A 23,716-nucleotide genomic window follows, 5' to 3' on the forward strand; every position below is an offset into this window, starting at 1 on the left:
CCGCCCCGGCGCCGGTCCGTCTTGAGCGCGGTGCCCCTGCTCCGGTGCCGGTCGGACCGGCGAGCACGGCCCCGGCCCGAGCCGGTCCGCCCGCGAGCACGGCCCCCGGCCCAGAACCCGTCGGACCCGTCAGACCCGTCAGACCCGTCAGACCCGTCAACCCAGGCCCCGCCCCCGCCCCTCCCCCAGTGGCTGGTCAGGCCCCCGGAGGCTGGTCAGGCCCCCGGGGCGGGCGGCGGGGGTCTCACTTGAAGCCGGTGGACATGTACTGGTCGACGTTCTCCTTGTCGACGACCGCCGAGTAGAGCGTGATCGACGCGGGGATCTCGTACTCGGCGAGGCCGCCGATCCCCTTGCCCTGGCCCAGCGCGCGGGCCAGGTCGATCGCGGAGGCGGCCATGGTCGGCGGGTAGAGGACGGTCGCCTTCAGGACGCCGTTGTCCTGCTTGATGGCCTGGAACGCGGCGAGCGCGCCCGCGCCGCCGACCATCAGGAAGTCGTCGCGTCCGGCCTGTTCGATGGCGCGCAGGGCGCCCACGCCCTGGTCGTCGTCGTGGTTCCACAGGGCGTCGAACCTCGACTGGGCCTGGAGCAGCTGGGCCATCTTGGCCTGGCCGGACTCGACGGTGAAGTCGGCGGCCTGGCGGGCCACCTTCTTGATGTTCGGGTAGTTCTTCAGGGCGTCGTCGAAGCCCCTGGTGCGCTGCCGGGTCAGTTCGAGGTTGTCGATGCCGGCCAGTTCGACGACCCGGGCGTCGGCCTTGTCCTTGAGTTTCTCGCCGATGTAGTGCCCGGCGTTGAGGCCCATGCCGTAGTTGTCGCCGCCGACCCAGCAGCGGTACGCCTGCGGGGTGTTGAAGACGCGGTCGAGGTTGACCACGGGGATTCCGGCCCGCATGGCCTTCAGCCCGACCTGGGTGAGCGCCTTGCCGTCGGCGGGCAGCACCACCAGGACGTCGACCTTCTTGTTGATGAGGGTCTCGATCTGGCCGATCTGCTGGGCGGTGTCGTTGGAGCCCTCGGTGACCTCCAGGGTCACGTCGGAGTACTTCTCGGCGCGGCCCTTGGCCTGGTCGTTGATGGCGTTGAGCCAGCCGTGGTCGGCGAGCGGACCGGCGTAGCCGATGGTGACCTGCTTGCCGGGCTTGTCGTCGGCGGCGGGCTGGGTGCCGGTGCCCGCTCCCTCGTCGTCGTCCGACTCGTTGCTCGTGCACCCGGTGAGGAAGGCCCCGGCGGACACGGCGGCGGCTCCGAACAGCAGCCCTCTGCGGCTTGCGAACGGCGTGTGCTCTGGCATGACGGTCAACCCTTTCCTCAAGGCGTGCTCGCGGTACGGCGCTGGACCAGCACGGCGGCGACGATGATCGCTCCCTTGGCGATCTGCTGGACGTCGCTCTGCAGGTTGTTCAGGGCGAAGATGTTGGTGATCGTGGTGAAGATCAGGACGCCGAGCACGGAGCCGACGATGGTGCCGCGTCCGCCACTGAGCAGCGTGCCGCCGATGATCGCGGCGGCGATGGCGTCGAGTTCGTAGAGGTTGCCGTTGGTGTTCTGGCCGGAGCCGGACAGGACGATCAGCAGGAAGGCGGCGATGCCGCAGCACAGGCCGGACAGCAGGTAGAGGTAGAGCCGCTGGCGGCGCACGTCGATGCCGGCGAGGCGGGCGGCCTCCGCGTTGCCGCCGACGGCGACCGTGCGGCGGCCGAAGGTGGTCCGGTTCAGCACCAGCCAGCCGATGACGGTGACGGCGGCGAAGACCAGGACCAGCGGCGGTATGCCGAGCACATAGGCGTCCCGCTCCCCGAGGTCGAGCACGCCCTCCACGGTGACGATCTGGGTCTGCCCGTCGGTGATCTGCAGGGCCAGGCCCCGTGCGGAGGCCAGCATGGCGAGGGTGGCGATGAACGGGACCATCGCGCCGTACGCGATGAGGACGCCGTTGACGAGTCCGCAGCCCACGCCGACCACGATCGCGGTGAACAGGATGCCGAGGAATCCGTACTCCTGGGTGGCGACCGTCGTCGCCCACACCGAGGCGAGGGCGACGATCGCGCCGACGGAGAGGTCGATGCCGCCGGACATGATGACGAAGGTCATGCCGACGGTGACGACGCCGATCACGGACGCCTGGGTGAGGACGAGTTGCAGGTTGCGGCTGTCGAGGAACTCGTCGGGCTTGGTGATGCCGCCGATCAGGACCAGTACGGCGAGCACGCCGAGCAGGGACAGGATGCGGACGTCGGCGCGGGCGACCACGCCCCGCCAGGCGGGCGGCCCGTCCACCGGTACCGCCTTTCCGGTGCCGTCCCGGGGCGGGGACACGTGCTGCGTCATGATGCCGGGCTCCCTTCCATGACGAGGTCGAGTACGCGGTGTTCGTCGAGTTCGCGGGCGGGCGCCTCGTGCACGACCCGTCCCTCGCGCAGGACGAGGACGCGGTCGGCGAGGCCGAGCACCTCGGGCACCTCGCTGGAGACCAGCAGCACCGCCAGTCCCTCGTCGGCGAGCCGGCGCACGACCGCGTACAGCTCGGCGCGGGCGCCGACGTCGACGCCCCGGGTGGGTTCGTCGAGGAGCAGGACGCGGCAGCCGCGCAGCAGCCAGCGGGCGAGGACGGCTTTCTGCTGGTTGCCGCCGGACAGGGTGCGCACGGGCACGTCCGGGTTGTCGGGGCGCAGCGACAGTTCGCGGACGGCGGTGCGGGCGGCGTCCCGTTCGGCGCCCCGGTCGAGCCAGCCGCCGCGCGAGAAGCGGGACATGGAGGAGACCGACACGTTGCGGGTGACGGACTCCAGCATCAGCAGGGCCTGCGCCTTGCGCTCCTCGGGGGCGAGGCCGAGCCCGGCGCGGACGGCGGCCCGGACGCTGCCGGGCCTGAGCGGGCGCCCGTCGACCAGCACCTGTCCGGCCGACGGCTTGCGGGCGCCGTAGACGGTCTCCAGGATCTCGGAGCGGCCGGAGCCGACCAGTCCGGCGAGGCCGACGATCTCCCCGGGGCGGACCTCCAGGTCGAGGGGGGCGAACTCCCCCTCCCTCGCCAGTCCCCGCACGCTCAGCACCGGCTCGGTGGTGGCGGCCGGGGCGGAGGCGGGCCGGTCCGGGAAGACGTACGCGACGTTGCGGCCGGTCATCAGGGCGACGACCTCGCTGGTCGGGGTGGACTCGGCGGGCAGTCCGCGGGCGACGGCGCGGCCGTCCTTGAGGACGGTGACCCGGTCTCCGATGCGGCGGATCTCCTCCAGACGGTGCGAGATGTAGACGACGGCGACACCGGCGGCGGTGAGGTCGCCGACGATCCGGAAGAGGTTGTCCACCTCGTCGGGGTCGAGGGCGGCGGACGGCTCGTCCATCACGATCAGCCGTACGTCGTGGGAGAGCGCCCGCGCCATGGACACGATCTGCTGCTGCGCCGCTGAGAGGTCTCCGACGAGGCGGCCCGGGTCGACCTCGGGGTGGCCGAGCCGTTTCAGCAGCGCGGCGGTGGACGCGCGGGCGGCCCGGCCGCGGACGACGAAGCCGGCGGTGGTCGGTTCGTGGCCGAGGTGGACGTTCTCCGCCACCGACAGGTGCTCGACCAGGTCGAGTTCCTGGTAGATGGTGGCGATGCCCAGGCGCATGGCCGCGATGGGCGAGCGGAGGGTGACGTCCTCGCCGCGCCAGCGGATGGTGCCGGTGTCGGGCTGGTGGGCGCCGGCCAGCACCTTGATGAGGGTGGACTTCCCGGCGCCGTTCTGGCCGAGCAGGCAGTGCACCTCACCGGCCTGGACGTCGAGGTCGACGCCGTCCAGGGCCCGGACTCCGGGGAAGGACTTGGTGATGCCGGACATGCTGAGCAGCGGTGGTTCTGGTGCCATGTGAGGTCCCCTCGGCGGGCGTGCGGGCCGGTGTCAGGGCAGGGCGGAGCTACGCGCTGTACAGAAGGGTGCGGACGGAGGGTGCTACGCGGGTGAGAACAGGTGGTCGCTGATGAGCCGGGCGGCGCCGATGACTCCGGCGGTGGGGCCCAGTTCTCCGAGCACGATGGGCAGGTTGCCGGTCGCCAGGGGCAGCGACTGGCGGTAGACCTGGGTGCGTATCGCGGCGAGCAGGGTGTGGCCGAGGCCGGTGACCCCGCCCCCGATCACCACCAGGCCGGGGTTGAAGAAGCTGACCAGGCCGGCGATGACCTGGCCGGTGCGGCCGCCGCCCTCGCGGATCAGGTCCAGGGCGGTGGCGTCACCGGCCGCCGCCGCGGCGGCGACGTCGGCGGCGCTCAGGCTCCCGCCCGTCTCCAGTCGGGCGGCGAGTTCGGCCGACCGGCCCTGCTCGGCGGCCTCCGTGGCGTCGCGGGCCAGGGCCGCGCCGCTGAAGTGGGCCTCCAGGCAGCCCCGGTTGCCGCAGGCGCAGGGGCGGCCCTCGGGCACGGCCTGGATGTGCCCGATGTCGCCGGCGCTGCCCGTCGTGCCGCGGTAGACGTCACCGCCGACGACGATGCCGCAGCCGATGCCGGTGCCTATCTTGACGACGAGGAAGTCGTGCACGGTGCGGGCGACGCCCGCGTGCTGCTCCCCCAGCGCCATCAGGTTCACGTCGTTGTCGACCATGACCGGGCAGCCGAGTTCCTGGCTGAGCGCCTCCCGTACGGGGAAGCCGTCCCAGCCCGGCATGATCGGCGGGGCTACGGGGACGCCCTCGGGGAAGCGGACCGGCCCCGGGACGCCGATGCCGGCGCCGTCGAAGCCCTCCGCGAGCCCCGAGGCCCGCAACTTGGCCGCCATGGACAGGACTTGCTCGAAGACCGCGACGGGGCCCTCGCGGACGTCCATGGGCTGGTTGATGTGCCCGAGGATCTCCAGTTCGGCGTTGGTGACGGCGACGTCGACCGAGGTCGCGCCGATGTCGACGCCGAGGAAGCGGAGTCCGGGGTTGAGCCGGATGTTGTGCGAGCGGCGCCCGCCGCGGGAGGCGGCGAGTCCGTCGGCGACGGCCAGTCCCGTCTCCAGCAGCCGGTCCACCTCCACGGCCAGCTTCGACCGGGAGAGGTCGACCTGGTCGCCGAGCTGGGCGCGGGAGTTGGGGCCGCCGTCACGCAGCAGCTTGAGCAACCGGGCCTGGTGGGCGTTGGCGGGTCGTGCGGTCATGCGTCTCACGTGCCCCTCCCCGCCTCAATCGGCTGCCTGCCGCTGTGCTTTCGAAGGGAACGTAGCAGCGGCTGCCGAAGCTGGGAAGAAGCTGTGCACAGATTGCCGCCGACTTTTTCCACTCGCAGGACAAAGGGCCGGACGAAGAACCGTACGTACAGCCCCCAGGCAATGGCGTGTTCAGGACTCGGCGCGCTCGTGGTACGACCGCCGCGTGTGCTCGGTGTGTTCGCGCATCAGCCGGGTGGCGCGCTGCTCGTCCCGGTCGGCGATGGCGGCGATCATCTCCCGGTGCTCGACCCAGGACTGCCGGCCGCGCTGCCGGGCGATCGGCGTGTAGTACCAGCGCACCCGGCGGTCGACCTGGGCGGCGAGTTCGGCGAGGACGGCGTTGCCCGCCAGCTCCATCACCTTGGAGTGGAAGCGCGCGTTCAGGGCGACGGCGCCGTCCACGTCGTCGGCGGCGACGGCCCGCTCCCCCTCGGCGCACAGCTCCTCCAGCGCCGCCACGCCCGCGCTGGACGCGTGGGCCGCGGCGAGCCGGGCCGCCTCGGCCTCCAGCAGCGTACGGACGGTCAGCAGCTGGTCGGCCTCCTCCTCCGTCGGCTCGTGCACGAACGCGCCCTGGGCGGGGCGCAGATCGACCCAGCCCTCGGTGTTCAGGCGCTGGAGCGCCTCGCGCACGGGCTGGCGGGAGACGCCGAGGTGCCCGGCGAGTTCGCTCTCGACGAGGTGCTGGCCGGGGCGCAGGGCGCGGGTGGTGATGAGTTCGAGCAGCGCCTCGTAGACGCGGTCGCGCAGCGGGCCGGGGCGTTCGAGCCTGGGCACCGCCCCGTGCGGCAGTCCTGTCGACAACATCGCGGCCCCCTGGCGAAGGACGGAGACAAGGAAGAAGGTAAAGAAAGTATCAAGTGTTTTTCGTCTACAGTCTACGGTTCGGTCATGCCCGCCTCTCATCGATCCCCCGGAGCCCGGCTCAGGGGCAGCGCACGACCTGCCCGGCGTACGACAGGTTGCCGCCGAAGCCGAAGAGCAGGACCGGGTCGCCGGTGGTGATCTCGCCGCGTTCCACCAGCTTGGCCAGGGCGAGGGGGATGCTGGCCGCCGAGGTGTTGCCGGACTCGGTGACGTCGCGGGCGACGACGGCGTTGACGGCGCCGATGCGCAGGGCCAGGGGGTCGATGATGCGCAGGTTGGCCTGGTGCAGGACGACGGCGGCGAGGTCGGCGGGGTCCACGCCGGCCCGTTCGCACACGCCCCGGGCGACGGCGGGCAGCCGGGTGGTCGCCCAGCGGTAGACGCTCTGGCCCTCCTGGGCGAAGCGCGGCGGCGTGCCCTCGATGCGCACGGCGTGTCCGAGTTCGGGCACCGACCCCCACAGCACGGGCCCGATGCCGGGTTCCTCGCCCTCGGCACAGGGTTCGACGACCGCGGCCCCCGCGCCGTCGCCGACCAGCACACAGGTGGTGCGGTCGGTCCAGTCGGTGACCTCGGACATCTTGTCGGCGCCTATGACCAGGGCCCGGCGCGCGGCGCCCGCGCGGACGGTGTGGTCGGCGGTGGCCAGGGCGTGGGTGAACCCGGCGCACACGACGTTGACGTCCATCGTGGCCGGGCTCCCCATGCCGAGCCGGGCGGCGACCCGGGCGGCCGTGTTCGGGGAGCGGTCGATGGCGGTCGAGGTGGCGACCAGCACCAGGTCGACGTCGGCGGGGGTGGCCCCGGCCTGGGCGAGCGCCTTGGCGGCGGCGTGCGCGGCGAGTTCGTCGACGGGTTCGTCGGGTCCGGCGATCCGGCGGGTGCGGATGCCGACCCGGCTGGTGATCCACTCGTCGCTGGTGTCGACCATGCCCGCCAGATCCTCGTTGGTCAGGATTCTGGCGGGCTGGTGGTGGCCGACTCCGGTGATGCGCGAGCCGTGCATGGGCGGATCCCCCTCATTGCCTGCGGTTGCGGGATCCACCAGTCTGATCAGTGACTCACGGGTACGACGGCAGGTGATGTGACAGGAAACGCGGGCCGGGCTTGTCGGCTTTCATCAGACCCGGCCCGGCCCCTCAGCCGGTGAACAGCTGCGTCGCCTTGCGCACCAGTTCGTACAGCCCGTAGGCGAGCGGCACGCCCACCCACAGCCAGGCGAAGGCGATCAGCGGGCGCCGGTCGGGCGGGCTCTCACTGCTGTCGGGTGACATCGGCGGCCTCCTCGGGGTCCGGGGCGGGGACGTGGTGGCGGGGGTGGACGGGACGGACCAGTTCATTGGCGACGAAGCCGACGACGAGCAGCCCGATCATGATGACGAAGGACAGCCCGTACAGGGACGAGCCGTGCCGCCCGGCCTCCTCCTGCCGGTCCGCGATCCAGTTCACGATCAACGGCCCGAGGACGCCGGCGGTGGACCAGGCGGTGAGCAGCCGTCCGTGGATCGCGCCGACCTGGTAGGTGCCGAAGAGGTCCTTCAGATAGGCGGGGGCGGTGGCGAAACCGCCGCCGTAGAAGGAGAGGATCACCAGGGCGGCGAGGACGAACAGCGGCTTGGAGGAGTCGCCGAACAGGGCGATGAGCGCGTACATCAGGGCGCCGACGCCCAGGTACACCCGGTAGATGTTCTTCCGTCCGATCAGGTCGGACGTGGACGACCAGCCGATCCGGCCGGCCATGTTCGCGGCCGACAGCAGGGCCACGAACCCGGCGGCGGCCGTCACGGACACCGGCGCGGAGGTGTCCGCGAAGAAGTCCGTGATCATCGGGGCGGCCTTCTCCAGGATGCCGATGCCGGCGGTGACGTTCATGCAGAGCACGATCCACAGGCACCAGAACTGCGGGGTGCGCACGGCCGAGCGCGCCGAGACCTGGACGCCGCTGAGCGGGGCGGGCCGTCCGTCGGCCGTCTCGGGGGCGCGCGGCACCCGCACCAGCAGGACACCGAGCAGCATGAAGACGGCGTACGACAGTCCGTGCACGAGGAAGGCGAGCGCGATGCCGGAGCTGTCGGTGCCGAAGGACTCCAGCATCTGCGCGGACCACGGCGAGGCGATCAGCGCGCCGCCGCCGAAGCCCATGATGGCGATGCCGGTGGCCATGCCGGGCCGGTCGGGGAACCACTTGATGAGGGTGGAGACCGGCGAGATGTATCCGATGCCCAGGCCGATGCCGCCGACGAAACCGTAGCCGAGGACGATCAGCCAGTACTGCTCGGTGGCCGCGCCCAGCGCGGAGAGCAGGAAGCCGGACGAGAAGCAGATCAGCGCCACCGTCATCGCCCAGCGCGGCCCGCGCTTCTCGACCAGGGTGCCGCCGAACGCGGCCGACAGGCCGAGCATGACGATGCCGAGCTGGAAGGGGAGCGCGCTCTGGGTGCCGCTGAGGCCGAGCGCGGATTCGAGGGGCGGCTTGAACACGGACCAGGCGTAGGCCTGGCCGATGGAGAGGTGGACCGAGAGCGCGGCCGGCGGGACGAGCCAGCGGCTCCAGCCGGGCGGGGCGACAGGGGGACTCATGAGTCCCCCACCGTAAAGATCCGAACGGCGCTTGAGAAGGCAGTTGATCAAACGACCACCCAGCGCCACCGGCCGTGCACGATCCCTTGCCACCCCCACTTCCATACTGTAGACAATATTCGTCGACACAGTCGACACAGTCGACACAGTCGACACAGTCGACACAGTCGACACAGTCGACCGGTAGTCACGCGTCAGCCGGCACCGAGGAGCGCCGTATGAGGAAACCGCGACCGGCGCACCACACCAGGCTCACCCACCCCCTGATACGGGACTCCCGCGACGCGCCTTTCCGCCGGGCCGGCGGACGAGGCCCTGGACCGGACGGCCCGGGGCCTGGCACGCAACCGCGGCGCGTTCGGCATGTTCTCCTGCGCCCGCGCGGCCAACGGGACCATCTCCGCCGCCGGGCGCGGCCTCGACGCCCGGATCGCGGTCGAGCAGGACGCCCCGCTGACCGACTCGGCGTGCGCGTACCGCGGAGTGGGCTGCGCCCTCACCCTGCACGTACAGGACAATGAGATCGTCAAGGCCACCTCGCCGCACGACGGCCCGGTGACCCACGGCAATCTCTGCATCAAGGGCCGTTTCGGCCACCAGCACGTACAGAACCGGGGCTGATCAGGACATGGGACGAGTCACGGAACGACGCAAGGTGATCCGCATCCGCGACGGGGCGGTCAACACCCGTCCGGACACGCTCGTCGCCGAGGAACCCCTGGAGATCCGGCTGGGCGGCAAACCCCTCGCCATCACCATGCGCACCCCCGGCGACGACTTCGCGCTCGCCGCCGGGTTCCTGGTCAGTGAGGGGGTACTGGCCCGTCAGGAGGACCTGCGGAACATCGTGTACTGCGCGGGGGCCACCGCCGACGGCTCCAACACGTACAACGTGGTGGACGTGCAGACGGCACCGGGCGTCGCCCTGCCCGACTTCACCCTCGAACGCAACGTCTACACCACCTCCTCCTGCGGCCTGTGCGGCAAGGCCAGCCTGGACGCGGTCCGTACGACGGCCCGCTGGCCCATCGCCGACACGCCGCCGGTGCGGATCGACGCGGACCTGCTCGCCGAGCTGCCCGACCGGCTGCGCGCCGCCCAGCGGGTCTTCGACCGCACCGGCGGGCTGCACGCGGCGGCCCTGTTCACCGAGGACGGCGAACTGGTCGACATCAGGGAGGACGTGGGGCGGCACAACGCGGTCGACAAGCTGGTCGGCCGGGCGCTGCAGAACGGCGAGCTGCCGCTGTCGCGGTCCGTGCTGCTCGTCTCCGGGCGGGCCTCGTTCGAGCTGGCCCAGAAGGCCGTCATGGCCGGCATCCCGGTGCTGGCGGCGGTGTCGGCGCCGTCCTCGCTCGCCGTGGACCTGGCCGCCGAGACCGGCCTGACCCTGGTGGGCTTCCTGCGGGGCACCTCGATGAACGTGTACGCGGGCGAGGACCGCATCGCCCTGCGGACCGCCGCGTCCCGGGGCTGAGGCACCGGCCCGCGACACGACGGCGGAACCCCGTCCGGCGGAGAGCGCCCCCTGCGCCGGCACGGGGTGACGGCGTGCCGGAAGACGGCATGCCGGAAGACGGCGTGCCGGGTGACGGCGTGCGAGGTGACGGCCTGCGAGGTGACGGCGTGTCGGGTGACGGCGTGTCAGGTGGTGCGCCGTGTCGGGCGGGTTCCGGGCAGGGCGACACGCGGGGGATTCGCCACAACATATCCGTTATGTGATGACTTGATCTACTGATGCCCTGACGACCGGCTACCGCTCAGCCGCCTGAAGGGCCACCGCTCCATGCCGTTTCGCCCCCGCACCCGTTCCGGACGCCCGCTGACCGTTCTCGCCTCCTTGCTCGCGCTGTCCTTCGCCCTGCCCTCCACGGCCCACGCGAAGGCCCCCGAATTCACCCAACAGGTGCTCTTCCGCGCCGATCAGGAGACCGGGTACGCCTGCTTCCGCATCCCGGCGCTCGTACGGACCACGGACGGCACGCTGCTGGCCTTCGCTGAGGGCCGGGTCCGCAACTGCGGGGACGCGGCCGACATCGACATCGTGCTGAAGCGCTCCACGGACGGCGGTCGCACCTGGGGCCCGCTGCGGGTCGTCAACGACGGCGGCGGCGACACCCACGGCAACCCGGCGCCGGTCGTGGACCGCGCCACCGGCCGCGTCCTGCTGGTCCAGACGTACAACACCGGCCGGGTGGACGACGCCGGCTGCGCGGTCCCCTGCGACCGCGTGCCCCACCTCCAGTACAGCGACGACGACGGGCTCACCTGGTCCGAGCCGCGCGACCTGAGCGCCGAGATCCGCCCGGCCGGCTGGAACTCCTGGTACGCGACCGGCCCCGTGCACGGCGTGCAGCTGACCGCCGGCGCCCACGCCGGGCGGCTGGTCCTCGGGGTCAACGCCGAGAGCTGGGACGGCGGCCGGGTGACGGCCAACCACGCGGCGCTGGTCGTCAGCGACGACGGCGGCGACCACTGGCGGATCGGCGCCACCGACACCTGGCCGGTGGCCGGCGACGGCACCTTCCGGCAGAAGCCGTCCGAGGTGACCCTGGCCGAACTCGCCGACGGCACGCTGCTGGTCAGCGGGCGCGAGGAGGACGGCACCGACCTCGGCCACCGCGCCCAGACCGTCAGCCGCGACGGCGGCGACAGCTTCGCCGCCCCCTTCGCGGCCGTCCCGGACCTGTACACCCCGCAGGTGCAGGGTGCGCTGCTGCGCCTGGGCGACCGGGTGCTGCTGTCCGCCCCGGCCGACCCCGACCGCCGCCGGACGATGGCGATCCGCTCCTCCTGGGACGCCGGCGCCACCTGGGACAGCGTGGACCGGGGCACGGTCGTCACCCGCGACTGGTCCGGCTACTCGGACATGGCGGCCCTCGACGGCACGACGGTGGGGCTGCTGTACGAGGGGGGAACCGCCGACGCCCGCGACGAGATCCGCTTCGCCCGGTTCGGCGCCGACTGGCTCCGGGCCCGGCGCGGCGCCGACCCCACCACCCCCGACCTCGCGCCGGGCGCCCCGCCCGCCGCCGTACTGGGCGGGGCGGGTACGACGGCGGACGGCGCGGTCGGCGGCGCGGTCGCGTTCGACGGCAGCGACGACGAGGTGCGGCTGCCGTACCGGGAGGGGCTGCGGCTCGGGGAGGGCGACTTCACCGTGTCGCTCTGGTTCCGCTACACGGCGAGGACCGGTGAACAGCCGCTGCTGTGGATGGGCGGGATCGGCACCAAGCAGCCCCAGGTGTGGCTGCGCGCCGAGCCCGCGCAGGACAGGGTGACGGGGCTGATGACCGCGCGGGAGGGGGCGGCGGCGCCCCGGTCGGCGTACGTACGCGCCACCGGCGCGCACAACGACGGCCGCTGGCACCGGCTGGTGCTGCGCCGGGGCGGCGGGCGGCTCACCCTGTTCCTCGACGGGAAGAAGACCGAGGCGGCCCACGTACCGGGCTCGGTCAGCCGTGACTCGGCCTTCGGCGTGCACGTGGGCGCCCGGATGGACGGGCGGGCGCGGCTCACCGGGGCGCTGGACGACGTACGGGTGTGGCGGCGGGCGCTGAGCGACGGGGAGGTCGGCGCGGCCCAGCCACCGACCGGGGACAGTGTGCTGCGGCTGCCCCTGGACCGGGTGGACGCGGCCGGCTGACCGGTCAGCGGCTGCCGGCGCCCGTCGGTACCGGCGGGGCCGGGGCGGAACCGTCCTCGGGCAACGGGTCGTGCGAACGGCGCTTGGCGATGACCGCGCAGACCATCAGCTGCATCTGGTGGAAGAGCATCAGCGGCAGCACGGCCAGCGAGGCGTGCGCGCCGAAGAGCACGCTGGCCATCGGCAGCCCGGAGGCCAGGGACTTCTTCGAACCGGCGAACTGGATCGCGATCCGGTCCTCCCGGTCGAACCGCAGCGCCTTGGCGCCGTACCAGGTCAGCAGCAGCATCACGGCGAGCAGCACCGCCTCCACCGCCAGCAGCCCGGCCAGCCGGACGGGGCTGACCTGGTGCCAGACGCCCCGCACCATGCCCTCGCTGAACGCGGTGTAGACGACGAGCAGGATCGAGCCGCGGTCGACGAGCCCGAGCCCCTTCTTGTGCCGGGTGACGAAACCGCCGATCCAGCGCCGCAGCACCTGCCCGGCGACGAACGGCACCAGCAGCTGAAGCACGATCCCCACCACCGAGTCCGCGGAGAACCCGCCGCCCGTACCGCCCAGCAGACCGGCGGCGAGCAGCGGTGTGACGACGATGCCGACGAGGGAGGAGAAGGAACCCGCGCAGATCGCGGCGGGCACGTTGCCGCGGGCGATCGAGGTGAAGGCGATCGACGACTGGATGGTGGAGGGGACCAGGGTGCAGAAGAGCAGACCCTGGTACAGCGGCTCGGTCAGGAAGACGGGGACGAGCCCGCGGGCCGCCAGCCCGAGCACCGGGAAGACGGCGAAGGTGCAGGCCAGGACGGTGACGTGAAGCCGCCAGTGCTTGAGTCCGTCCAGCGCCTCCCGGGTGGAGAGCCGGGCGCCGTAGAGGAAGAAGAGGAACGCGATCGCGGCCGTGGAGGCTCCGTCGGCGACATCGGCCGACGCGCCCCGGGCCGGCAGCAGCGCCGCGAGGCCCACCGTGCCCAGCAGCAGGAGGATGTACGGGTCGACCGGCATCCGGCGCGGCCATCGCAGGCGTTTCACGGTGCTCCACTTGCTCGTATCGCTTCGTCGGTCCCCGGGCACGGGGACACGGGTCCCCGCTCCATCCTGCTCCCTCACCCGGCGATCGGGAATCCGGTACACCGCACTGACTGTCATCGCGTTCCGTAATAAGCTGGGGATCGTGTACGACCCCTCCCAGCTGCGCACCTTTCTCTCGGTGGCCCAGACGCTGAGCTTCACGCAGGCCGCGCGGCGGCTCGGGCTGCGCCAGTCGACGGTGAGCCAGCACGTGCGGCGCCTGGAGGACGCGACCGGGCGGCCGCTGTTCACCCGGGACACCCACTCGGTGGAGCTGACCGAGGACGGCGAGGCGATGCTCGGCTTCGCGCGCCGCATCCTGGAGGTGCACGAGCAGGCGACGGCCTTCTTCACCGGCACCCGGCTGCGCGGCCGGCTGCGGTTCGGCGCGTCGGAGGACTTCGTGCTGACCCGGCTCCCCGAGATCCTGGAGGGTTTTAGGCACGACCACCCCGAGGTCGACCTGGAGCTGACGGTGGAGCTGTCCGGCACGCTGCACGAGCAGCTCGCCGCCGGGAAGCTGGACCTGGTGCTGGCCAAGCGGCGGCCCGAGGACCGGCGGGGCGAGCTGGTGTGGCACGACCGGCTGGTGTGGATCGGCGCGGAGCGGCTGCGCCTGGACCCCGGCCGCCCGGTGCCGCTGATCGTCTACCCGCCGCCGGGCATCACCCGCGCCCTCGCCGTGGAGGCGCTCCAGCGCCAGGGCCGCGAGTGGCGGGTGGCGTGCACCAGCGGCAGCCTCAACGGCCTGATCGCGGCGGCCCGCGCGGGCCTCGGCGTGATGGCGCACTCCCGGGGCCTGATCCCGCCCGGCCTGGTACGGGTGCCGGACCGGGCCGGGCTGCCGGAACTGGGCCGCGTCGACTTCGTCCTGGTCACCGGGGAGCGGCGCACCTCGGCGCAGGACGCGGCGGACGCGCTGGCGGCGGCGATCCTGGCGAGCGGCGACCGGCTGCACACCGTCAGGACGCGGGGCGCGGGTAGGCGAGCCGCCTGACCCGGCGCGGGAACGGTGACACCTCCGCCCGCTGGACACCGTTCGGGCGCCCGAGCGGGGCGCGTTCCCTGACCACGCGCTGCGCGCCGCCTTCGCCTCCGGCCTGAACTCCGCGGCGGTGACGGCCGGGGCGGTGGCCGCGGTCGCCGGGGTCCGGGTCCTGGCCCTCGCCGGGAATCGCCGTTCCGCGTCCGGGAGCGGCGCCCCTGCGGACGCGGGCCGGCGCGGGGCGGTGAGGTCCGGCGGCCCTTGAGGAACGGACAGCGGGCCCGCCCGAGGGGCGGGGGGACCGGCGCGACCAGCCACACCCACCCGCGGCCGCCCACACACTGAACCAGCCCGTACAGATTCGGTGGAGATTACGGCCGCAATACTTACTCAACCGTCAGGAACGCGCCCGACCCTTCCCCCTCTGCGGTGGATTCTCCCCGCCGTACCGCCCCGCACCCTCGCCCGTCGCCCCCGGGGTGGGGTAGCTTTCACCGCGCTGCGCGGGGCGTCACGAGGAACGGGGAGCGGGGTAGCGGGGTTTGCGCGAGTTCACGAGCCCTCCGTCGGCACTGCCGCCCCCGGTGGGCGGGCTGGCCGACGCGGTCTTCCGCAATGCCCGGGAGGACCCGGCGTACATCGCGCTGGGCCGCAAGGACCAGGCGGGCCGGTGGCGGGACGTGACCTCCGCCGAGTTCCGCGACGAGGTGCTGGCCCTTGCCAAGGGGCTGCTCGCCCGGGGCATCCGGTTCGGCGACCGCGTCGCCGTCATGTCCCGCACCCGCTACGAGTGGACGCTGTTCGACTTCGCCCTGTGGACGATCGGCGCGCAGGTCGTGCCGGTCTACCCCACCTCCTCGGCCGAGCAGTGCTTCTGGATGCTGCACGACGCCGAGGTCAGCGCCGCCGTCGTGGAGCACGAGGACCACGCGATGACCCTCGCCACCGTCATCGACCGGCTGCCCGACCTGCGGCAGCTGTGGCAGCTCGACGCCGGTGTGGTGCGGGAGCTGTACGAGGCCGGTGCCCACCTCGACGACGAGGTCGTGCACCGGCACCGCCAGGCGGTCACCCCGGAGTCGGTGGCCACCGTCATCTACACCTCCGGCACCACCGGCCGTCCCAAGGGCTGCCTGCTCAGCCACGGCAACTTCATGTACGAGGCGGACACCGTCATCGGCCGCTGGGAGTCGGTCTTCCACTCCCGCAAGGGCGACGAGGCCGCCACCCTGCTCTTCCTGCCCCTCGCCCACGTCTTCGGCCGGATGGTGGAGGTCGCGGCGATCCGCGGCCGGGTCCGCTTCGGCCACCAGCCGCAGCTCAACGCGGCGGCCCTGCTGCCCGACCTGGCCGCGTTCCGGCCGACGTTCATCCTGGCCGTGCCGTACATCTTCGAGAAGGTGTTCAACGCCGCCCGGCGCAAGGCCGAGCGGGACGGCCGGGCGGGTGCGTTCGAGAAGGCCGTCGACGTGGCGGTGAAGTACGCGGAGGCCCTGGAGGCCAAGGCGTGGGGCCAGGGTCCCGGGCCGTCGGCGGGGCTGCGCGTGCAGCACCAGTTCTTCGACAAGCTCGTCTACGCCAAGGTCCGGGCCGCGATGGGCGGACGCCTGCGCAACGCCATGTCCGGCGGCAGCGCGATGGACCGGCGGCTCGGACTGTTCTTCGCGGGCGCCGGAGTGCAGATCTACGAGGGGTACGGCCTGACCGAGTCGACGGCGGCGGCCACCGCCAACCCGCCCGAGCGCACCCGCTACGGCACGGTCGGCCACCCCATCCCCGGTGTCACCGTACACATCGCGGACGACGGCGAGATCTGGCTGCGCGGCGGCAACGTCTTCCAGGGGTACCTCAACAACCCGAAGGCCACCGACGAGTCCCTGCACGACGGCTGGCTGGCCACCGGCGACCTGGGGCTGCTCGACGAGGACGGCTACCTCACCATCACCGGCCGCAAGAAGGAGATCCTGGTGACCTCCGGCGGCAAGAGCGTCTCGCCCGGGGTGCTGGAGGAGCGGGTCCGCGACCACCCGCTGGTCAGCCAGTGCGTCGTGGTCGGCAACGACCGCCCCTACGTCGCCGCCCTGGTCACCCTCGACCAGGAGGCCGTCGAGCACTGGCTGACGATGCGCAACAAGCCCCGGATGCCCCCGGCCGACCTGGTCCGCGACGCCGACCTGGAGACCGAGGTCCGGCGCGCGGTGGTCGCCGCCAACACGCTCGTCTCCCAGGCCGAGTCCATCCGCACCTTCCGCATCCTGGCCCAGCCGTTCACCGAGGAGCAGGGACTGCTCACCCCGTCCCTCAAGCTCAAGCGCAAGGCCATCGAGCAGGCGTACCGGGCCGAGGTGGACGCCCTGTACCGGGTGTGAAGCAGGGATCCGCCCGCTTTTTCCCCATCAGGAATGCGCGCGGCCTCGTGATCGTTGACCATGGGAGCACCACGTCACCACAAACGAAGGATCAACAGCCCGTGAGCAGCCAGGTCCCCCCGATCATCCTGAACAACGGCGTCGAGATGCCCCAGCTGGGCTTCGGCGTCTGGCAGGTACCGGACGACGAGGCCGAGACCGCCGTCGCGACGGCCCTGAAGGCCGGGTACCGCAGCATCGACACGGCGGCGATCTACGGCAACGAGAGGGGCACCGGCAAGGCCATCGCCGCCTCCGGCCTCCCGCGTGAGGACCTCTTCGTCACCACCAAGCTCTGGAACAGCGAGCAGGGGTACGACTCCACCCTGCGCGCCTTCGACACCTCCCTGTCCAAGCTCGGCCTGGAGTACGTCGACCTGTACCTGATCCACTGGCCGATGCCGGACCGGGGCACCTACGTCGACACCTACAAGGCGTTCGAGAAGATCCTGGCCGACGGCCGGGCACGTGCCATCGGTGTCTCCAACTTCCAGCCGGAGCACCTGGAGCGGCTGATCGGCGAGACGTCGGTCATCCCGGCGGTCAACCAGATCGAGCTGCACCCGCACCTCCAGCAGCACGCCCTGCGCGAGTACCACGCGGAGCAGGGCATCGCCACGGAGGCGTGGTCGCCGCTCGGCTCCGGCAAGGGCCTCCTGGAGGTCCCGGCCATCGTCGCCATCGGCCAGAAGCACGGCCGCAGCCCGGCCCAGATCGTGCTGCGCTGGCACCTGCAGATCGGCAACATCGTGATCCCGAAGTCCGTGACGCCGTCCCGGATCAAGGAGAACATCGAGGTCTTCGACTTCAGTCTGGACGACGAGGACCTCGCGGCGATCAGCGCCCTCAACGAGGACCGGCGGGTGGGTTCCGACCCGGCGACGGTCAACGACTGACGCCTCGGCGCACGGCCGGAAGGCCACCGCCGGAAGGCCACGAGGCCCGGCACTCCGGAGGGAAACGGGGTGCCGGGCCTTCGTCGTCAGCCGGTCCGCACCGCCGTGTGCACGGTGTGCGCCGCCAGCAGGAACAGGTCGGGCCGGCGGTGGACGCCCGCCTCGTCGTCGGGGTCGAGGAGGCGGTCCAGGACGGCGCGGTCACCGGCGTCCAGACCGGCGTCGGCGCCCAGGTCGCGCATCCGGGCGAGCGTGGCGGCCACGTGGGCGCGGGCCGCGTCGGAGACCGGAGCCGGCAGGTCGAGCAGGAAGCTGCGGGTGCCGGTGTGCTTCAGGCCGGCGGCGGTGAGCAGCGCGGGCCAGTCCTCGGTCACCGCGGCGGAGCCCGGCAGGCTCTCCCGCATCCGGGTGAACGCGTCCTCGTGCGCCGCGTCCAGCCGCGCCTGCAGTCCCGGCCGGCCCAGGCCGAGGTCGCGCGGCAGGAACCGTACGGGCAGTCCGCCCTCCAGGAGGGCCAGGGCGCCGCCGGGCGCCAGGCAGGCGGCGAAAGCGGCGAGTCCGGCGCGCTGATCGGCCAGGTGGTGCAGGCTGCGGCTGGCCCACAGCAGGTCGGCGGGGTAGTCGAGGGCGCCGAGCACCTCCGGCAGCTCGCCGGTCAGGGTGTCGAAGCGGTCGGTGATGCCGTGCCGCGCGGCGCGGGCGCGGGCCCGCTCCAGGAGCGGGGCGGCGCCGTCGGCCGCCACCACCCGGGCGCCCGGGAAGGTGTCGGCGAGCAGACAGGTCAGCACACCGGGTCCGCTGCCCGCGTCGACGACCAGGCCCGGGTCGGTCACCTCCCCGGCCAGCCAGGCCAGGGCCCGTGTGTACAGCGGCGTGTACAGCTCCGCCTCGCCCTCCAGCAGCGGGGCCAGCTCGGCCCAGTCGATGTCGGCGTGGTCGTGGTCGTGGTGATGGTGCTGACGGTCGTGCTTGTGGTCGTGCTTGTGCTTGTGGTCGTGCTTGTGGTCGTGGTCGTGCGCCATGATCGCCGGCCTCCCGTCTCGCGATACCGCCAGCGTGCTCCGGTTCGCCCGACCCCGGCAACTCTTCTTGCCGTTCCCGCAAAAAAGGCCGCGGGGGCCGGTCCGGCAGGCTCACCGGACCGGCCCCCGCGGGGAGGGGGGAAGGGAAGGGATCAGGACAGCGGCGGGTACGCGTTCTGCATCAGCTGCTGGAACTGCGCGGAGAACCAGTGCCCGGAGAGCGGGGCGTCCGGCAGGGCGCCGGACATGTTGTTGTTGTTCCGCGGGTTGCCGGTGTACGTCGGGTCGCACATCCGGTCGAAGCCCTTGCCCTCGTCGTTGTCGATCGGCTCGCTGGCGCCGTCGGACTCGCCCGGGGGCTTCATCCAGACGTAGGCGTCGATCCCGGCGGCGGGGTTGGCCCGCGGACGCTCACCGAGGCCGGCTCCGCTCTGGTTGCACCAGTTGCCGGGGTGGATGCGGCGGTCGTAGCGGCCGCCGTCGACGTACGTGTTGACGTCGGTCATGGCACCCGGGCCGGTGGGCCGGGCCGAGCCGCCCCAGCCGTTGCGTGAGGTGTCGATCAGCATGCCGAGGTTGGAGTCGAAGCCGATCGAGACCAGCTTCTGCCGCATCGCCTGGGCGTAGGACAGCTCGTCGGTGTACCGGTTCCAGTCGACCCACTTGGACTGGCGCACGGAGGTGCCGTTCACGGTGTCGTCGATCGTGAAGTGCTCCTCCTTCAGCGCGCTGTAGTTGGCGGTGTTGACGATGAAGCCGTGCACGTCGTTCACGGTCGCGCCCTCGGTGGTCGCGGCGACCTTGAACAGGTCGGCGGAGGGACCGAAGTTGTCGTCCCAGCCGAGCCAGCCGTGGTGGCCGGCGTCGATGTAGTTGTAGACGTTGGGGGCGTCGCCCAGCTTGTTCAGGGCGTAGCCGACACCCTTCTGGTAGTTGCCGTTGGCCTTCATCACGTCGCAGTTGGGCGTGGCGGTGGCCCGCGGCGTGGTGTTGGTGACCAGGTTGGGCAGCGAGTCGATCTCGACGGTGGTGACGATCCGCAGCGACGCGTACTTGGAGTCGGCGAGGATCGCGGCGATCGGGTCGATGTACTCGGTCTTGTACCGGTCGATCTCGGTCGCGCCCAGCTCGCCGTTGGAGGCGAGGGCGGAGCAGTCGCGGCCGGGCAGGTTGTAGATGACGAGCTGGACGACCATCTCGTCCGAGCCCCGCTGCTCCAGCGCCGCGTCGAGGTGGTCGCGCAGGCCCATGCCGCCGTTGACGCCCTCGATGGCGGCGATGCGGTCCAGCCACACGCCGGTCGGCTGGTTCGCGATCCGGCTGCCGCCCGGTTCGGCCGCGGCATTGGCGGACCACTCCGGGTTCACGTACACCTTGGCGCCGTCGTACGGGTTGTTCACCCGGGCGGACGGGCCTTCCGGGTCCGGGGGATCGGTCGGGGTCGTGCCGCCGTCGTCGACGTTGCAGGTCACCCCGTCGAGGGTGAAGGTGGCCGGGACGGCGTTGCTGCCGCTGTAGGAGGCCTGGAAGCCGAAGCTCACCGAGCCGCCGGTGGACAGCGGGGCGTTGTAGGACTCGTTGGCCGCGGTGACGGCCGTACCGCTCTGGCTGATCTTCGCGTTCCAGCCGCTGGTCACCTTCTGGTTGCCGGCGTAGGACCACTTCAGGGACCAGCCGGACTTGGCGGCGCTGTTGTTGGTGACGGTGACGGCGGCGGTGAAGCCGGTGTCCCACTGGTTCTGCACCTTGTAGTCCACGGTGCAGGGGACGGCCGCCGCGCCGACGTCCGGGGGAGCGACGGCGTACGCCGCGCCGGAGGCCCCGGCGACGAGCGCCAGAGCGGCCAGTAACGCAGTTCTGCTACGGCTCATGAGTGCGGGTTTCCTCTTCATCGAGTACCGGCTGATGGAGTACCGACTGATGGAACCGCTCCCACTGGTGCCGAAGAAGTTAGCGCCAAGTGTCGGTAAAGAACAGAGGAGGTGCCAACATTCCCGCAACTCTGCCCATCGAACATTTTCGACTCTCCCCACACCTTGACCGCACTCACCCCTCTCCTCAACATGGGAGCGCTCCCACTGGTTCACAGCTTGTTGCTCCTCCCCCCTCGCTCCGAGCCGCAAGGAGGAACCAGCACCATGCATCGAGGTCGAAGACGCCGCACCGCGCGGCGCCTGTGGACGGCCGCGCTGGCGGCCCTCGCGCTCCCGCTCACCCTGGTGGGCACCGGCACGACCACCGCGCACGCCGCGGCGGTCCAGTGCAGCGTGGACTACAAGACGAACGACTGGGGTTCCGGTTTCACCGCCGAGCTGACCCTCACCAACCGGGGCACCGAGGCCCTGGACGGCTGGACCCTGACGTACGGCTACACGGGCAACCAGAAGCTGGCCAACGGCTGGAACGGCACCTGGTCGCAGTCCGGGTCGACGGTGACGGTGACCAACGCCGCGTACAACGCTCGAATAGCCGTCGGCGCCGCCGTCACCACCGGCGCCCAGTTCACCTACAGCGGCACCAACACCGCGCCGGCCTCGTTCTCGGTCAACGGCACCCCGTGCACCGGCGCCCACCAGCCGCCGATCACCGTGCTGACCAGCCCGGCGCCGGGTGCCGTGTACAGCCAGGGCACGGCGGTGCCGCTGGCGGCCACCGCCGCCGCGGCCGACGACGCCACCGTCACCAAGGTGGAGTTCTACGACGACACCACGCTGCTGGGCACCGACAGCAGCGCGCCCTACACGCACTCCGCCTCTGGTTTGACCGTGGGCAGTCATTCCCTGGTGGCGAAGGCGTACGACAGCCTGGGCGCGTCGGCGAGTTCCACCCCGGTCGGCATCACGGTCGCCGCGGGCCCCACCGTGGTGGCCACCCCCGCCCAACTGGGCGTCCAGCAAGGTGAGTCGGGCACGTACGACGTCAAGCTGTCCACGCAGCCGACGGCGAACGTCACCGTCACCACCACCCGCACCAGCGGCAACACCGGCCTCACGGTCACCGGTGGCGGGACGCTCACCTTCACCCCGTCGAACTGGGACACCGCGCAGCGGGTGACGATCGGCGCCGACTCCTCGGGCACCGGCTCGGCGGTCTTCGAGTCGACGGCCCCCGGCCACGGCAAGGCGACGGTCACCGTCACCCAGCTCGCGGCCGCGACGGAGTACGACGCGCGCTTCCTGGAGCTGTACGGGAAGATCACCGACCCGGCGAACGGCTACTTCTCCCCCGAGGGCATCCCGTACCACTCGGTGGAGACGCTGATCGTCGAGGCGCCCGACCACGGCCACGAGACCACCTCCGAGGCGTACAGCTATCTGCTGTGGCTCCAGGCCATGTACGGCAAGGTGACGGGCGACTGGACCCGGTTCAACGGCGCCTGGGACATCATGGAGAAGTACATGATCCCCACCCACGCCGACCAGCCGACCAACTCCGCGTACAACGCGTCCAAGCCGGCCACCTACGCGCCCGAACTGGACACCCCGCAGGAGTACCCGGCCAAGCTGGAATCCGGTGTCTCCGTCGGCCCGGACCCGATCGCCGGTGAGCTGAAGTCGGCGTACGGCACGGACGACGTCTACGGGATGCACTGGCTCCAGGACGTCGACAACACCTACGGCTACGGCAACTCGCCGGGCAAGTGCGAGGCGGGTCCGTCGGACACCGGGCCGTCGTACATCAACACCTTCCAGCGCGGCGCGCAGGAGTCGGTGTGGGAGACGGTGCCGCAGCCCACCTGCGACGCCTTCAAGTACGGCGGGAAGAACGGGTACCTGGACCTGTTCACCGGTGACGCCTCCTACGCCAAGCAGTGGAAGTTCACCAACGCCCCGGACGCCGACGCGCGCGCCGTGCAGGCCGCGTACTGGGCGGACGTCTGGGCCGGGCAGCAGGGCAAGGAGTCGGAGATCTCCGGGACCGTAGCCAAGGCCGCCAAGATGGGCGACTACCTGCGGTACGCGATGTTCGACAAGTACTTCAAGAAGGTCGGCGGCTGTGTGGGGCCGGCGAGTTGCCCGGCGGGCACCGGCAAGGACTCCTCGCACTACCTGCTGTCCTGGTACTACGCCTGGGGCGGCGCCGTGGACACCTCGGCGGGCTGGGCCTGGCGGATCGGCTCCAGCCACACCCACGGCGGCTACCAGAACCCCCTGGCGGCGTACGCCCTCAGCTCCTACGCCGACCTGAAGCCGAAGTCGGCGACCGGTGCGGCCGACTGGGCCAAGTCCCTCGACCGGCAACTGGAGTTCTACCGCTGGCTCCAGTCCGACGAGGGTGCCATCGCGGGCGGCGCGACCAACAGCTGGCAGGGCCGGTACGCGACCCCGCCGGCCGGGACGCCGACGTTCTACGGCATGTACTACGACGAGAAGCCGGTGTACCACGACCCGCCGTCCAACCAGTGGTTCGGCTTCCAGGCGTGGTCCATGGAGCGGGTCGCCGAGTACTACCAGCAGAGCGGTGACGCCGACGCCAAGACCGTGCTGGACAAGTGGGTCGACTGGGCGCTGTCGGAGACGACGGTCAACCCGGACGGCAGCTTCCGCATCCCCTCCACGCTCCAGTGGTCGGGCGCGCCCGACACCTGGAACGCCTCGTCCCCCGGTGCCAACAGCGGCCTGCACGTCACGGTCGCCGACTACACGAACGACGTCGGGGTGGCGGCGGCGTACGCCAAGACCCTGACGTACTACGCCGACCGCTCCGGTGACGCGGAGGCGGCCTCGACGGCCAAGGCGCTGCTGGACGGCATGTGGGAGAACAACCAGGACGCGCTCGGCATCGCCGTCCCGGAGACCCGCGCCGACTACAACCGCTTCGACGACGCCGTGTCCGTCCCGAGCGGCTGGACCGGCACCATGCCGAACGGCGACACGATCGACGCGTCGTCCACCTTCGAGTCGATCCGCTCGTTCTACGAGGACGACCCGAACTGGTCGAAGGTCGAGAGCTACCTCGCGGGCGGTGCCGCGCCCACGTTCACGTACCACCGGTTCTGGGCCCAGGCGGACATCGCCCTCGCCATGGGCTCGTACGCGGAGCTCCTCGAATAAGTCCCCGCTGAAAGCTCC

Annotated in this window: 17 protein-coding genes and 1 pseudogene; 7 read left to right on the forward strand and 11 right to left on the reverse strand. The window is 71.8% G+C overall.

What is annotated here, in order from left to right; all coding sequences use genetic code 11:
• Window positions 1-244: 244 nt before the first annotated feature.
• From ACZ3IG_RS20300 to ACZ3IG_RS20335, 8 genes are all read right to left on the reverse strand, one after another.
• A complete protein-coding gene (locus tag ACZ3IG_RS20300) occupies window positions 245-1,297 on the reverse strand; it encodes a substrate-binding domain-containing protein (protein ID WP_467433750.1) in 1,053 nt (350 codons plus the stop codon).
• A gap of 17 nt (window positions 1,298-1,314) precedes the next feature.
• Window positions 1,315-2,334, reverse strand: a complete 1,020-nt coding sequence (locus tag ACZ3IG_RS20305) for an ABC transporter permease (protein ID WP_467433751.1) — start codon at window positions 2,332-2,334, stop codon at window positions 1,315-1,317.
• Window positions 2,331-3,854 carry a sugar ABC transporter ATP-binding protein gene (locus ACZ3IG_RS20310; protein ID WP_467433752.1) on the reverse strand — a complete coding sequence of 508 codons (1,524 nt, stop codon included), beginning with the start codon at window positions 3,852-3,854 and terminating at the stop codon, window positions 2,331-2,333. The genes ACZ3IG_RS20305 and ACZ3IG_RS20310 overlap by 4 nt, the downstream gene beginning before the upstream one ends.
• A gap of 84 nt (window positions 3,855-3,938) precedes the next feature.
• Window positions 3,939-5,120: an ROK family protein gene (locus ACZ3IG_RS20315; protein ID WP_467433753.1), complete on the reverse strand. Its 1,182-nt coding sequence runs from the start codon at window positions 5,118-5,120 to the stop codon at window positions 3,939-3,941.
• A 180-nt stretch (window positions 5,121-5,300) separates the two neighbouring features.
• Window positions 5,301-5,978, reverse strand: coding sequence for a GntR family transcriptional regulator (locus ACZ3IG_RS20320; RefSeq protein ID WP_467433754.1), 678 nt, complete (start codon window positions 5,976-5,978; stop codon window positions 5,301-5,303).
• Window positions 5,979-6,096: 118 nt separating this feature from the next.
• Window positions 6,097-7,044 carry a beta-ketoacyl-ACP synthase III gene (locus tag ACZ3IG_RS20325; RefSeq protein WP_467433755.1) on the reverse strand — a complete coding sequence of 316 codons (948 nt, stop codon included), beginning with the start codon at window positions 7,042-7,044 and terminating at the stop codon, window positions 6,097-6,099.
• Window positions 7,045-7,177: 133 nt separating this feature from the next.
• Window positions 7,178-7,312: an MFS transporter small subunit gene (locus tag ACZ3IG_RS20330; RefSeq protein WP_403542689.1), complete on the reverse strand. Its 135-nt coding sequence runs from the start codon at window positions 7,310-7,312 to the stop codon at window positions 7,178-7,180.
• Window positions 7,293-8,618: an OFA family MFS transporter gene (locus ACZ3IG_RS20335; protein ID WP_467433756.1), complete on the reverse strand. Its 1,326-nt coding sequence runs from the start codon at window positions 8,616-8,618 to the stop codon at window positions 7,293-7,295. Before ACZ3IG_RS20335 ends, ACZ3IG_RS20330 begins: the two co-directional genes overlap by 20 nt.
• Before the next feature lie 396 nt (window positions 8,619-9,014).
• On the opposite strand from ACZ3IG_RS20335, the pseudogene ACZ3IG_RS20340 reads away from it, so the two are divergent.
• The 3 genes and pseudogenes from ACZ3IG_RS20340 to ACZ3IG_RS20350 all read left to right on the forward strand — a co-directional run.
• Window positions 9,015-9,239: pseudogene (locus ACZ3IG_RS20340) on the forward strand (2Fe-2S iron-sulfur cluster-binding protein); the annotation flags it as partial.
• A 7-nt stretch (window positions 9,240-9,246) separates the two neighbouring features.
• Complete coding sequence (gene fdhD / locus ACZ3IG_RS20345; RefSeq protein WP_467433758.1) at window positions 9,247-10,095, forward strand: formate dehydrogenase accessory sulfurtransferase FdhD; 849 nt, start codon at window positions 9,247-9,249, stop codon at window positions 10,093-10,095.
• Between the two features lie 309 nt (window positions 10,096-10,404).
• Window positions 10,405-12,264, forward strand: a complete 1,860-nt coding sequence (locus tag ACZ3IG_RS20350; protein ID WP_467433759.1) for an exo-alpha-sialidase — start codon at window positions 10,405-10,407, stop codon at window positions 12,262-12,264.
• Between the two features lie 4 nt (window positions 12,265-12,268).
• On the opposite strand, the gene ACZ3IG_RS20355 is transcribed toward ACZ3IG_RS20350, so the two are convergent.
• Window positions 12,269-13,267, reverse strand: a complete 999-nt coding sequence (locus ACZ3IG_RS20355) for a bile acid:sodium symporter family protein (RefSeq protein ID WP_467434066.1) — start codon at window positions 13,265-13,267, stop codon at window positions 12,269-12,271.
• 169 nt (window positions 13,268-13,436) lie between these two features.
• Here ACZ3IG_RS20355 and ACZ3IG_RS20360 point away from each other — a divergent pair, with 169 nt between their 5' ends.
• The 3 genes from ACZ3IG_RS20360 to ACZ3IG_RS20370 all read left to right on the forward strand — a co-directional run bounded on the left by ACZ3IG_RS20360 (window position 13,437) and on the right by ACZ3IG_RS20370 (window position 17,622).
• Window positions 13,437-14,330 carry a LysR substrate-binding domain-containing protein gene (locus ACZ3IG_RS20360; protein WP_467433761.1) on the forward strand — a complete coding sequence of 298 codons (894 nt, stop codon included), beginning with the start codon at window positions 13,437-13,439 and terminating at the stop codon, window positions 14,328-14,330.
• A 530-nt stretch (window positions 14,331-14,860) separates the two neighbouring features.
• Window positions 14,861-16,687, forward strand: coding sequence for an AMP-dependent synthetase/ligase (locus tag ACZ3IG_RS20365; protein WP_467433762.1), 1,827 nt, complete (start codon window positions 14,861-14,863; stop codon window positions 16,685-16,687).
• A 101-nt stretch (window positions 16,688-16,788) separates the two neighbouring features.
• Entirely contained in the window at window positions 16,789-17,622 is an 834-nt protein-coding gene (locus ACZ3IG_RS20370; protein ID WP_467433763.1) for an aldo/keto reductase, read from the forward strand.
• A gap of 86 nt (window positions 17,623-17,708) precedes the next feature.
• Here ACZ3IG_RS20370 and ACZ3IG_RS20375 read toward each other — a convergent pair whose 3' ends face one another.
• On the reverse strand, window positions 17,709-18,644 hold the full coding sequence (locus tag ACZ3IG_RS20375) for a class I SAM-dependent methyltransferase (RefSeq protein WP_467433764.1): 936 nt from the start codon (window positions 18,642-18,644) through the stop codon (window positions 17,709-17,711).
• Between the two features lie 152 nt (window positions 18,645-18,796).
• Window positions 18,797-20,515 (reverse strand): glycoside hydrolase family 6 protein, encoded by a 1,719-nt coding sequence (locus ACZ3IG_RS20380; protein ID WP_467433765.1) that lies wholly within the window; start codon window positions 20,513-20,515, stop codon window positions 18,797-18,799.
• Between the two features lie 267 nt (window positions 20,516-20,782).
• Here ACZ3IG_RS20380 and ACZ3IG_RS20385 point away from each other — a divergent pair, with 267 nt between their 5' ends.
• Window positions 20,783-23,698 carry a glycoside hydrolase family 48 protein gene (locus ACZ3IG_RS20385; protein ID WP_467433766.1) on the forward strand — a complete coding sequence of 972 codons (2,916 nt, stop codon included), beginning with the start codon at window positions 20,783-20,785 and terminating at the stop codon, window positions 23,696-23,698.
• Window positions 23,699-23,716: the final 18 nt, after the last annotated feature.

The organism is Streptomyces sp. NPDC016677 (genome assembly GCF_055562815.1).